Here is a 13,074-nt window from a genome sequence, read left to right as displayed (position 1 = left end):
CCCTAAAGTAGCTCGCAGTTCAGAGTAGTCCGAGGACTTCGCTGCTCCAGCCCAGAGCCAGTGGAGAATGCCATATCGGACGCCCTCCATTAATAGCGAGATTGCGCCCTTCGGAGATTGCATCGCGATATTCATCGCCGATAGAATAGAATCTCTGGATCAGGGTTCGCGCTTCCCTGTAAAGTCCTCGACTAACAAGGAACTCTAGCAGATCTTGCCCAAAGGCAGTCGGCCGGAGGAGAGCTTCCGGTGTCGCACTAGCCAAATTTTCGGGATCTCCGGAGGAGCTGAACCATGGCAATGCGACCTCTCGTGCATGCTCGCATAGCCTATCGATGGCCGCAATCCTATGGGAAGGATGAGTGACAATCGCCCTGGCTTCCTGCGAGATGTCAAGAAAGCTGGTGGCGCAGACAATTCCCTCGACAGATTCAGGACGCTCGACTGTTAGGTTCGGATTGGACCGCCGCCATGCCTCGAGTCCTTCGTCAAATACTTCCAGCTCCACAATACTGAACTCGATCAGCTTTCCAGACTTGTTCCAACGGCTGCCTTCAAATTGAATTCGCTCAAGTCGTCCATCGAGGCGGCGTTCCAAGCTGGTTCGACTCTTTAGCCACCGAAAACTGTCCCGCTCCAGCCGATATGCCATCCACTGTCCGGCAGCCTGAATGACATCCTTGGGGTGCTCAAGTTCGATCAACTGTTCGGCCAAGCGTGTCACTGGATGCCCCCTCTTGCTGGTGTCCATGGCCCCTATTCTGCCGCATCAGTCGAATCCTATGCAATGGAGTCTCTCGATCTGGCAGTAGGCAGGCCCCAGGCGATTGGCTCGGGGCGCCAAGGTGCTCCGAGCCAATCTCTCATTATGGGTTGCAGACGCCGCACTGCCAGTGGTCGATCTCCAGTGGAAGTCTCACTGTGCTGCCCTTCTTCAAGCCATATTTTTCAAGCTTGCTCGTATTTAGAATTGCCCCTTGCCCAGTCAGCTCTGGGTATCCGACGGATTGGTGATCCGTCACCGTTGCCCCACCCACTTTGGACTCAACTGCGACCCAGTTGCCATTTGGCGTCCGTGCGACGAAGTCTGCAATGAAAACATCGCCATTGCTATTAATGAATCGGACCTGTGGGGTGATATCTGTATATCCACCCTTCTGGAGTCGATCAAGCGAAGCCGCTTCGCCAATTGCGCCGTGCGGAACCCCATCTATTGGGCATTCTCCGACGTTGTGCACTAGTATCGGCGTATCTCCGGCAAGTACATAGTATGTATGGAGATCGTCGACGGTGAGGTCGTCCGCGCGCTGGGCGGTAGCGGTGTAGGTGTGGGCGGCGAGGATGGCGAGGGGGGCGTGGTTGGGGGTGGAAAGGAGGTGGCCCGGCTGAAGTTCCGCAGCTGGGGTCCAGCGCTGGGTAGTTTCGTCCCAGTAGGGATGGTGGGAGGTAGAGGTAATGGTCGCCGGTGTGGTTTCCTCCGCGAGGGTCAGCTCGGTGAACTCGGTGTCGTCCGGGGTGATGATCTTTGCGGTGACTGGCCTGGAGGCCGTCTCGCCGGTTTGAGGGTCGGTCGAGGTGACGGCATCACCAGGCTGTACATCCTCGATGGGGCGGGTACTTCCGTCCGCCATTAGGATGAGGGTGCCGGGCGGAAAACTGTGTGGTTTGCACGGGGGGGTGATGCTCGCTACATCTTCGGCCTTTTTCTTGAGGTGCTGCGCTTTAGCGTAGTCACCGCCGAGAGGGATGAATCCGACGCCGTCCCAGAAGGCGTCATCCCATCTTGTTCGAAGGACATCAGCTGCGAGGGAGCCGAAGTCGCCGACAACACTGACTCCGGGGACTATGCCCAGCCCCTCGGAGAGGTCTGAAGCCTTGTCGATCCAGGTCTTCTTCTTTACGCCATTTCCCGGGCCGAACATCGATATGTTGTTCTTGCTGACCTGCTCGCTGATCCAGTTTCGCTGGGCGACGGGTCCCAGGGTCGCTGACAGGTTCGCCTCGTAGAAACGTTTCTGGCTGTTCTCTGACCTGTACTTCGCGGTGGTTTCAGCAGCGTTTTTCATTGTGATCGTGCCGCCGGACCCGCTGCAGTCGTACAGGGCGCACTCGGGCGTTGCCAGACCGCTCGGGTCGCTGCGGTTGACCGGATCGTTCTCGCTGTACGCGTAGCCGTTCCACTGCTGCGGGTTGGTCGCGTCGAGGATCGGGTCCGGGCTGATGAAGCGGCCGGTGCTCGGGTCGTACTGGCGGGCTCCCAGGTTGGTGAAGCCGGTGGTGTCGTCCTTGCTGCCGCCGATGAAGCCCTTGGTGCCGGCCCAGGCGGATGCGTTGGGCTGGGTGCCACGGGGGTTACCGAAGGGGTCGGTGGGGCGTCGGGTGATCGACTGGGCGCCGGCCATGGCGATTTGGACGCTGTTGGTGCCGTGAGGGTCGGAGGCCTGGATGACCACCGTGCCGCCGCCGATGGGGGCGGTGACGCGGGTGTAGGTGAGGCCGCCGCCCGCAGCGACGGTGCGGACGTTGCTCAGGGCACCGGTGGCGGTGTCGAGTGTCAGCTCGTCCGTCGGGAGGTTGAGCGTGATCTTGCCGGGGTTGCGGCGGATCAGCTGGTTGCCGTCGGCGTCGTAGAGGTAGGTGGTGGCGCCGGCCTGGCCGGTCCTGGTGACGGAGCTGAGCTTGTCCTCACCGTTCCAGGTCAGGTTGGTGGTGCCGCCCGTGTCCGTGATGGCGGTGGTGTTGCCCTTGGCGTCGTACTGGTAGCTGATGGCCTTGGTGCCGCTGGGCGTGACCGTGGTGGAGTTCAGCAGGGCGTGCGGCCCACCGGTTCCGCCGCCGGTGTTGGGCGCCTGGGTGGGGGCGTTGGTGCTCCTGGCGGCTCCGAAGGTCTGCGTGGTGTTGCTGTTGATCGTGGAAAAGGCCGGGACGGCTGACCAGAACGACCAGTACCTGGTGGCACCGCTGCGAACGGTCAGGTTGACCTTGCCCGAGCCGGCGGCGATGACCTTGAGGTCGGCGCCCCGGCCGGCCGCACTGACGCTGCCGAGCGGATCGATCTGGCCGGCGGCGCCGGTGACATCTCCCCAAGTTGACCAGTCACCTGCACTGTTGCGGATGACGTGGTGCGGTCTGCCCTGGGCGAGAGCGACGACCTGGAGACCGTCGTCGGTGTTGGCGAGCGCCAGCTGGCCCTGGCCGGTCTGGGCCTCGGACAGTTCCCCGGTTGCGCCGTAGACGTCGCCCCAGCCCTGTACCTGCCAGTTTCCGTCCGGTCGGCGGACGGTGTGCCACAGCCTGCCGCCCGCGCCCACCGCGATTTCCAAGCCGGAGGAAGTGGCAGCGGCCGCCAGCTGAGTGGGCGAACCCAGGGTGCCGACGGCGCCGTAGACGTCGCCCCAGCCCTGTACCTGCCAGTTTCCGTCCGGTCGGCGGACGGTGTGCCACAGCCTGCCGCCCGCGAAGGTCAGGACCTCGAGGCCCGAGGCGGTGGCTGCCAGGGCGATCTGGCTGGGTTGGGAGAGGGATCCGACGGCGCCGTAGACGTCGCCCCACTTCTGCCATCCCTGGTCACCTCGGACGGTGTGCCAGATCTTGCCACCGGCGACGGCCATGATCTGCGGGCGACCGTCGCTCACTGCCACGGCGACCGAGCTGACGGCCGGCAGGGAGCCGGCTTCGGCCATCAGGTCGGTGAACTGCGACCAGGACCCGTCGGCCGCTTGTGAACCGAGCCAGAGGCTGCCGTTCGATAGGGCGACGGACCACGTCCGGTCGCCGTCCGCCGCGCTTGCGACCTGGGTGATCCGGGCCGGGTCCAGCGGAGCGGGCGAGGTAGAGCCGTGCTGGACGAAGGCGGTCCGGTTGCCGCTGGCGTCGTAGCTGTAGTCCTGCCAGTACGGTGCGGGACCACCGACGGTGTTGGAGCCGTTCGCCGTAGTGGCAGGGCCGTTGGCGTTGTCGCAGCCGCCGGTGCCTGCCACGGTCGAGGAACTGCCGCTGCCGTGAGTCTGTCCCGAGGAATCGGTCCAGTCAGCGGTGGTGTGAGTGCCCGCAGTATCTGTCCACGCCCGGGTCAGGCGCCCGAGGTGGTCGTAGGTGAAGCACTGGTTGTCGCGGGCCCTCGCGTTCTGCACATCGGTGATCGAGGTGATCCGACCGGACGACGTGTAGGTGTAGCCGGTTTCGCCGATATCCACGGTGCTGGCGTTGGAGCCGATGTAGTTGTTGATCAGTCGGCCGGTCGCCCAGTCGTACTGCTGGGTGGAGACGACCTGCTTGCCGGGTTCACCGACCGTGGTCTGGTAGGGCCTGGCCAAGGCGTCGTAGCGGACCTTCGCCACAACATCCTTGCCGAGACTCTTGGAGAAGCCGAGCAGGCCTGTCATGGTCCGGCTGTAGCTGACGGACTCGGCAGGCAGGCCGCCTGCGGCGGAGATTCCGAAGTCGTCCAGCACACCGAGAACGGGACTGTACGAGCTGGTGGTGGTGTACGTCCCGGCCAATGCGGCTTCGACGCCGTCCACCCTCGGGATGGTGACCGCGGTGCCGAGGGCACGGTAGGCGACGTCGTATCCGGTGACGCTCTTGGTGTACGCAGCCCCGCCGGCACCACCCACATACCGGGTGGAAGAAGTCTGCTGACCCTTGGCGAGGGTGTCGTACGTCCAGCCGGCCAACTGGTTCGCCGCGGCGACGCTCCCGGTGTACATGCCGGTCTTCCGGCCGAGGAGGTCGTAGCTGTAGGCGAGGGTGTTGCCGACGGCGTCAGTGGTGTGGTCGATCTGCGAATCGGCGTTGTAATACGTCCGGGTCACACCCGTGTCCGGGTCGGACGCGGTCACCTGGCGGCCGCGAAGGTCGTACTCGTAGGTCCAGTTGTTACCGCTGCTGTCGGTCCGCCGCGAGGACAGGCCGCCGGCCGTGAAGCCGAACGTGGTGACGTCCGCGTCGGAGGCGTTGCCCGTTGCGGTCGGCGTGCGGTACTGCCAGGCGGCGACCGTCCGCCCGCGGGCATCGGTCACGACCGAGGTGGGGGTGGCCCCGGCCGGCGGCGTGACGTCGGTGCGGTCGGCCCCGGGGTACGCCGTGGTGCTGGCCCACTGGGGGTTGGCGTTGGAGCGGAACTCCGAGCGGACGACCCGGCCGTTGCCGTCGTAGGTGTTCCAGGTCGCACTCGGCACCTGGCTGTCCTGGACCAGGAAAATCGAGCTCTTCGGGAAGTTGTTCGCTTCGTAGTAGGGGGCGGTCGTCTTGATCGCCCAGCCGTGCGAGTCATACACGGTGTCCGTGATCAGACGTCCGACCGGCGCAGCGATGCTGGTGCTCTGGGTCTGCCTCGACCTGCCCAGACCGTCGAAGATCTCGATGCCGAACGAGCTCGTGGCCTTGTCCTCGTTGAGGGTTTTGGACATGATCCACGACGGACCGTTCGTGCCGTTCACGGCATAGGTGAAGGCCCGGTTCGGGAGCTCATTGGTAGGCCGGCCCGGAGCCCAAACCCCAGTGATGCGGCCCAGGGCGTCGTACCTGGAGGTGGTGACGCGCCCGTTGATGTCCTGACTGGTCAGCGGTGACCCGCGCGCAGGGTCCTGGGTGACGGTGCTGGTCCAGTCGGCGCCCATGGGGCCGGTGGTCCGCACCTCGGTCGGCAGGGCGCCGGAGGTCGGGGAGAGGCCGATCGTCGTGACGGCGGGGGTGACCGAGGGGCCGCTGAGCTGTGCACCGTCCCGGCCGTAGCTCGAACCGTCGGTGGTGGAGCTGGTCAGGCTGCGACCGTAGGCATCGAAGATCGCGCTGCCCGTGTTGACGTACACGGGGTTGCCGGCCTGGTCGAAGTGGTCGAGGACCTGGGTGCTGGTCGGATCACCGGCGGTAAGGAACTGCCCGAGCGGCTTGCCGTCGTAGAGCGTGCGGCTGCCGGTGATCGTGTTCGAGGCGGTGGGAGCGGTCCCGCACGGGCCCTGGACGGTGACCTGCTCCGAAGCGAGCGTCAGGGTCTGCGGGCTGTCGGTGGAACTCGCGTACTTGGTGCTGGTGCAGGTCTCGGGGGTGGCGGCGGTGCCGTCGCCCTTGTCGTCGATCTGAAGGACGCGGTTGCCGTTGGCCGGGTCGCTCACGGTGACGATCGTGACGAGCCGCCAGCTGTCGTTCGCCAGCTTGGCTGCGGAGAGCGTCGTGACCTGCGACTCGGGGCGGCGGGCGTAGCTGTTGGGCGCGCCGGCCTCCTGCTTGTGGGTCGCGCTGACCGGGTTCTCGCCCGGGGCCGTGCTCGACGTGCTCCCCGATACCGTGCGGACCGGCCCGTTGGCCTGGCTGTACACCTCGGTGGCGAGGACCTGGCCGCTTCGCCAGTCGCTGTCGAGGACGGACGGACCGCCGAGCGGGTTGGCCACCGCGACGCTGCGCCGGGTGCCGTTGGCGAGGTAGTCGCCGTCCATGCCACGCAGGTAGGTGGCCTTCTGCTGGGACTGGGGTGCCTCGCCGGTGGCGCCGCTGCCGATGGTCGTGGTGACGGTCGCGTAGCCGCGGAAGTTGTCCCAGGTCCTGCTCGGTGATCGTCTCGACAACGGGCTTGTTGAACCAGTCGTTCACCGGGTCCGAGGAGGACTGGCCGGGCAGGTACCACTTGACCGGTATGCAGGCCAGGGTGTTGCTGTCCTCGGACGCCGGCATGCGGCCTTCGAGTCGGGAGCACTCCCCAGTCCTGTAGATGACGTTGACCCGTCCACCGGTCTCGGTAGTGATCTCCTTGAGGCGTGGGCGCATGAAGAGCTTGCCCTCCCGCACCCCGCTCTGCAGTTCGATGCCGTCGACGCGGTTGGCCATCATGTCGTACTTGAACGCGACCGGCGGCAGGTTGTCGATCGCCGCCTGCCCGTTGCTGGGAACGCGCTGGACGGAGTCGAGTTGGAGGATGCGCGGGGTACCGTCACCGGGGTCCGCGAGGCTCTGCTTCAGCTTCCACAGGTCGACGGTGCGGTAGGTGGAGTCCACCAGGACCTGGGTGGAGATCTCGGTCAGCCGCTTGGTGGTGAAGAACGTCGGCGAAGCGTTGGTGCAGGGGCCTTCGGTGCAGATCTGGTCGATCGGAACGTCCGGCCAGGCTTCCTGGTTGGCTGTGGTGCGCTGGCTCTCGGCACAGCTCGATGTTTTGGCCGGGTCGCAGCGCTCCTCGACTCCGAAGAGGACCTTCGCTGCGGGGTTGAGGGTACCCTTGGCTGCGCGTTGGTCGGCGAGACGCTGGCCGTAGTCGATCTCGCGAAGGTAGCCGGCGCGCTCGTAGCCGGTCGGAACTCCGGTGCCGCCGCCCTGGACGTAGCCGCGGCTGTACTTGTTGACCTCAGTCGCGTACCCGTAGCTGGTGAGGTTGCCGTGTGAGTCGACGACGTGGTCGAGCTGCCAGCGCCAGGCCATCGGGCACCACGAGTTGCTGCCGGTGGCCGCGTTGTAGCAGACGTCCTTGGCGTTCGGCGAGTACACCGGCATGGTCAGGACCGAGTTGGCCGCCGGGTCGGTGCCGTCGCCGCCAGGAAGGTGGTTGAGGCCGAAGTAGTACTGGACACCGTCGGTGGTGGTGATCCGCCAGTACTCCATGGCGTAGTAGTCGAGGTCACGGCCAGTGCGTGGTGCACCGGTCAGTCGCTCGATCTTGGAGCCGTCGTCGTTCTGGAGGTGCCAACTGCCGGTGGCGTCGTCACGCACGATGGTGCCGGAGCGGCCGCCCAGGACGAGGGTGGCGTTCTCGCCACCCCAGCACTGGTCGGCAGAGTGGGCGATTCCGGCCTTGTCGCAAGACTTGTAGGTACGCTCGATGTAGCCGGGCTCGTACTCCCAGCCGTCGCCGATCCAGGAGGGCTGGGCGTTAGTGGCCGAGGTCTTGCCGTCGACCGACGCCGAATTGTAGGTGAGGGCGACCCCGGGGGCCGCGCCGCCGAGGGACGGCGGGACCTGGATCGGGTAGCTGTAGGTGAAGTTGCCGCTGTTGGAACCGGCGCTCCAGGCCGCCGACGGCGAGAGCGGGGTCGCGGCGTAGTTGCCGAGGGCGCCGTTCGGCGCGGGCGCGGCGGCGAGCACCATCGCGCTGCCCGAGGCCACGGCCGCCGAGGCGGCTACGGGGGCTTCGGCTGCTGCGAGGGAAGCCTTCCCGGCTCCACCGGTCTCCGAGGCGGCCGCGTTGGCCTTGCCCGGGGGCAGGGTGATGTCGGCGGTGATCTTCCCCTTGCCGTCGGTCCGCGCGGGAACCGGGGTCTTGGTCCGGCATTCCGTGCGCTCGGGGGTCGTCAGCGCACAGCCGGGCAGGGCGAGGAGGACCGCCCGGTCGGACCACCCGGCGGCCTGCAGGGCCTTGAGATCCAGGGTGACGCTAGCGCTGCGGCCCTCGGTGGTGGCTGCTGGTTCGGCGTCGGAGAGGGCGATCAGTGGTGCGTTCACGCCGGCGGCCTTGCCCTGGGCCGGTTCGGTCACCTGGACGGTGACCTTGTGGGCGCTCTCGCCCTTGCCGGCGGTCGGGGCGATCTCGACCGCGAGTGGGCCGGCCTTGGCAGCAGTTCCGCCGCCGGCGGCCCGGGCCGCACCGTCTGTCGCGGAGCGGGCGGCCTCTGCCCCGGAGTCGTCAGCCCCGATTGTGACTGTCGCCGTACCCGTGACGACCGGCGGCGCGACCTTCGGCTTCCAGTTGTCGGGTTTGGCGGCCGGCTTGCGGGTCGGCGGCTGGGCGTCGTGGCCCTCCACCGAAGGGGTGCCGGTTCCCAGCGGTACGTTCGGGGGAGTCGAGATCTCGACCTCGGGCCCGGGGGAGGTCCACGCCGCAGCGGGCGGAACTGTTGCCCCCGTCAAAGCTAGGGCGACCATCGCCGCCGTCGCGGGTGAGCGCCAAAGGCTCCCCGCTCGTCCACCAGCCCGTTTCCGGGCAGGCCAAAGCCCCACGGTGATTGCTCCTCAGTGATGTCGACACGTCACCATTCGGGCATGAAAAACCGAATGATCGATGTGACAATATGTGACCACTCTGACGCGCTACCAGGTCGTTTGGTCACCATGCATGTGATGTTTATGGATTCTTGATCTGGGGGGAAAGACGGTTTCGGACATCTCCCCTCACATCGGTATTCGGTTTGACCGTTCTGCGGCTCAGGGGTCATCGTTCCGACCCGAACGCTGCCCCAGAGCCGGGGCTGCCATCCGGGAGGGGTCACAGAATCGACATGTCCACCACCTCACGCCCACGAGTGGGCACACCGACGCCACCGTTCGCACGTTGGCTCATACATCGGCGCAGTCTGCGTCTGATCGCCCTCGGCACGAGCTGCCTGGTCGGTCTCGGCCTGCTGACGGCGCCGGTCTCCTTCGCCGCCGATGCGCCTCGGCCGGTCTCCCACGGGCCTGCGGGCGGCGTGCCGCCACTCGTTCCTCCGGCCGGCTCGCCACAGCGGACGCCCGCCCAGCAGGCGATGCTCGACGCTGTTGCGAAGGCCCGCTCCACCGGTAAGCCGGTCGTCGTCGAGGCGATGACCGACCAGGCGTCGCGGACGGTGGCGAACCCGAGCGGGACGCTGACGACCACGGACAACGCGCAGCCCGTCCGCACCAAGCACGACGGCACGTGGCTCGACCTGGATTCCGCGCTGCGGCCGAACGTGGACGGCACCGTCAGCCCGGCTGTGGCGAGCCTCCCGGTGGCGTTCTCCGGAGGTGGCGGCGGACCGATGGCGACCGTATCGACCGCCGACGGCAAGAAGCTCGCTGTCGACGCCCCGTTCCCGTTGCCCCGCCCCACGCTGAACGGCGCGACCGCCACTTACCACAACGTCCTTCCCGACATCGACCTCCAGCTGACGGCGCTGCCGGTCGGCGGCTGGCGCGACGTGATCGTGGTCCACACGGCTCAGGCAGCCGAGAACCCCGCGCTGAAGATCCTTCGGTTCCCGCTCACCGCGCAGGGACTGACGGTCACCTCCGACGAGCGCGGAGGTATCGACGTCAAGGACGACAAGGGCACGCTGCGATTCCGCTCGCCCGCTCCGCTCCAGTGGGACTCATCCCGTCCCGTGGCGGGCTCCGCCGCAACGGCCCCGGTCAAGGCAGCGTTCGCCTCCTCAGCGGTGACCGGCACGAGTGACTCCCTTCCGGTCGATGGGATCCCGTCCACGGCTGAGGCTCCCGGGGACGGAGCCAAGGTCGCCGCGATCGGCAGCAAGGTCTCCGGAGGTGCCATCGAGCTGACCCCCGACCAGGACGCACTGGGCTCCGGGGCCGGCCCCTGGTACCTGGACCCGACTCTCACCGCAGTCACCAGCTCCGTGGAGGGATCGGTCCAGGTCCAGGAGAACTTCAAGGACTTTCCGAACTACAACAAGAAGTCCAATCTCTCCACTGGCTTCTGCGGCTACCACAGTAGTGACCCGGCCCAGGACTGCAAGAAGGAGGGACGCGAGCGTGCCTACTTCCAGTTCAAGGTGAACCCGGCAATCCACACCAAGGTCCCCGGTGCCGAGTACCCGCCCACCCTCTTCACCTCGACCCTCAACGGGCAGGTCAGCGGCGCCTCCAGCCCCGGCACCCCGACCGACCTCGGTGTCTACTGGGCACCGAGGGGAATCGGTGAGCCCACCACCTGGAACAACCAGCCGTGCGGCACCAACGGCAATGTGGTGATGGAGGGTTGCTCCTACGTCGGCGATCAGAAGATCACCGGCACCGGGCCCCTGGCTGTCGACGTCACCGACATCATGAAGCAGGCCGCGGCCGGTACCTGGAGCACCTGGACCATCGGCATAGCCCCGACGGCCACCGAGTGGGAGAAGCTCTACCGCCACGCCATCGCCAGCAACCCGAGCATCACCACCACCTACGACATCACCCCCACCGTCTGGTACCCGCGCACCAGTCCGGCGCCCGGCTTCGCGAGCAGCAACAGCACGGCCGAGTGCACCAGTGGCGGCGCCAACCCGTGGGACAACCCCGGTTGGGTCGGCAACAACCTGAACCTCTACCTGACCGTCAACAGCTGGTCCCCCGCCGGACAGAACGTCTACACCGGCTACACCCTGTGGGACGACAATGATCCCAACTTCCGTATTGAACAGGGCAGCTGGGGCGGCGCGCAGAACAACCCCGGACCGTCACTCAGTGTCGGCTCGCTGGCCGACGGTCACCAGTACGGCTGGCTGGCCCGGGCGACGGACACCCTCCTCACCTCGCCCAACAGTGCCTGGTGCTACTTTCGGGTCGACCGCACCAACCCCCGGTTGAGCATTGCCTCCACGGACTTCCCGCCCTCCGGCACTCCGAATGACCATCCCGCCCGCTACGCCGGTGACAGCGGCTACTTTTCCATCAATGCGGAGGACCCGGCGCCCGGCAACGGCCTCCAGGCTTCCGGCATCGCGTGTGTGCGATTCAATTCCGACCCGACTCCGGTCGTCGGTTGGACGTGCGGTCAGCCCGGTACGTACGGACCCGGCGCACAGGTCCCGTTCACCCCGCGCAACTGGGGTACCAACATCGTCTACGCCTGGGCGATGGACAACGCGGGCAACTACAGCCAGCCTGCCTGGTACAGCTTCTACGCACCGTGGAAGCCCGGGACCCAGCCCCTGTTCGGAGACATCGACAACGACCAGAAGCCCGACATCGTCGTGACCGACGCCAAGGGCGAGCTGCGGATCATCGGCGGCACCACCGACCCGGTCAATTCCGTGGCAGCCCCGGCTGCCGCGGCCCCGGGCAGCGCGGAGTTCGGTACATCCTGGTCGGACTTCCAGATCAGCCATCACGGAACCCTTGCGTCCGGGCAGTCCGTCGACCAGATCGTTGCCCATTACACCAAGGACACGCCGAGTGAGCTGAAGAACGCGCTCTACCTCGTGCCGAATGACGGGACCGGGCGCTACGACAAGCTCATTCCGACTTATCTCAGGCGTCCGGCCACCTGTACGGCCGTCGGCACCGGCGCGGCCTGCCCGGATTACAACGCGAACGGCTGGAGCAACGTCTCCCAAGTGGCTGCCATCGGGACCCCGGAAGGCGAGGCTGTCGGTGGAGATCCGGCAGACCCTGCTCGCATCATCATCACGAGCCAAACCGCCTTCCTCACCCTGGAACACGACAGCCTCTACCTCTTCCAAACCAACGGTACGGCCGACAGGTTCGGTCCTGCTGCTCTGATTCCCACGACGAGTGGAAACTGGGCGGACTACGAACTCCTCAGCCCCGGTGCCGCCAACGGCACCAGCGTCAAGCCCGGCACGACGACCCCCGTCAACCAGACCACCGTCTGGGCGCGCCACCGCACCAACGGCAACATCTACTCCTACGCGCTCGGTTGGAACCCCGACGGCTCGGTCGACTACTCCTCCCTGATCCGCCCGGACGCTGGCTTCCTCATCCTCTCCGGAGCCGACTGGACCACGGCGGCGCAGCCGCAGGTCGGTGCGGGCGACCTCAACAACGACGGTTTCCCGGACGTCTGGGCGATCGACAACAACAAGGTGATCACTGTCTACCCGGGCCGGAGCAGCGACGGCACCAAGAACAAGGTCGACGGCTTCAGCCCCCTCCAGTACCTCGGCCACGCGAACGCCGCGGTCTCCATCCGTTCCAACCGCGCCGCCTCGCGCTGCGTCGACGCCGAGGGCGGACCGCACGACGGGGCCACCGTCGCACTGTGGGGCTGCTGGGAGACCGCGAACCAGCGGTTCAACCTCGCCACCGACGGCACCGTGCGGGCGGGCGGCTACTGCCTCTCGACCAAGGACGGCGGTCTCGGTGACGGGACGGCAGTCGTCCTCGCCCGGTGCGAGGACGGCAAGGGGCAGAAGTGGGCGATGCGTCCCGACGGCCGCCTCTTCCTGCCGGCCACCGTCGACGGTGACCACCCTGCGGGCCGCTGCCTGGAACTTCCCGGTTGGGCAACCGATCCCGGTACCCGTCTCGACATCTACGAGTGCCCCGGGCTGCAGGACAACCAGCAGTGGACGCTCGTCCCCGAGCGGACACCCTGATCCCGGCTCGTGGTGACGGGAGGGCGTAGCCGACCGTCACCTTCCACAGCACTGCCCGCCCGACCGCGCCACC

The 13,074-nt window shown here is 66.7% G+C and carries 4 protein-coding genes; 1 reads left to right on the top strand and 3 read right to left on the bottom strand.

Annotated features, from left to right (window positions below):
• Positions 1–19: 19 nt before the first annotated feature.
• The 3 genes from BI06_RS49655 to BI06_RS53795 form a co-directional block, all read right to left on the bottom strand.
• Positions 20–751 (bottom strand): hypothetical protein, encoded by a 732-nt coding sequence (locus BI06_RS49655; RefSeq protein ID WP_149030473.1) that lies wholly within the window; start codon positions 749–751, stop codon positions 20–22.
• Positions 752–866: 115 nt separating this feature from the next.
• Complete coding sequence (locus BI06_RS53800) at positions 867–3,611, bottom strand: RHS repeat-associated core domain-containing protein (protein WP_233290336.1); 2,745 nt, start codon at positions 3,609–3,611, stop codon at positions 867–869.
• A 2,251-nt stretch (positions 3,612–5,862) separates the two neighbouring features.
• A complete protein-coding gene (locus BI06_RS53795) occupies positions 5,863–8,730 on the bottom strand; it encodes a hypothetical protein (RefSeq protein WP_233290286.1) in 2,868 nt (955 codons plus the stop codon).
• Between the two features lie 719 nt (positions 8,731–9,449).
• Here BI06_RS53795 and BI06_RS24695 point away from each other — a divergent pair.
• The gene (locus BI06_RS24695; RefSeq protein ID WP_043471747.1) at positions 9,450–13,001 is read left to right on the top strand and encodes an RICIN domain-containing protein; all 3,552 of its coding nucleotides are present in this window, start codon (positions 9,450–9,452) and stop codon (positions 12,999–13,001) included.
• Positions 13,002–13,074: the final 73 nt, after the last annotated feature.

Origin of the sequence: Kitasatospora sp. MBT66 (assembly GCF_000710405.2) — a bacterium.
Lineage (GTDB): Bacteria > Actinomycetota > Actinomycetes > Streptomycetales > Streptomycetaceae > Kitasatospora > Kitasatospora purpeofusca.
The sequence above is the reverse complement of the archived record's forward strand: the minus strand, read 5'-3'. Positions and strand labels throughout refer to the sequence as shown.

Bases quoted from the DNA above. Each gene is read 5' to 3' on its own strand.
- BI06_RS53800 (WP_233290336.1), bottom strand. From the start codon at position 3,611: ATGGCCGTCGCCGGTGGCAAGATCTGGCACACCGTCCGAGGTGACCAG.
- BI06_RS49655 (WP_149030473.1), bottom strand. From the start codon at position 751: ATGGACACCAGCAAGAGGGGGCATCCAGTGACACGCTTGGCCGAACAG.
- BI06_RS24695 (WP_043471747.1), top strand. From the start codon at position 9,450: ATGCTCGACGCTGTTGCGAAGGCCCGCTCCACCGGTAAGCCGGTCGTC.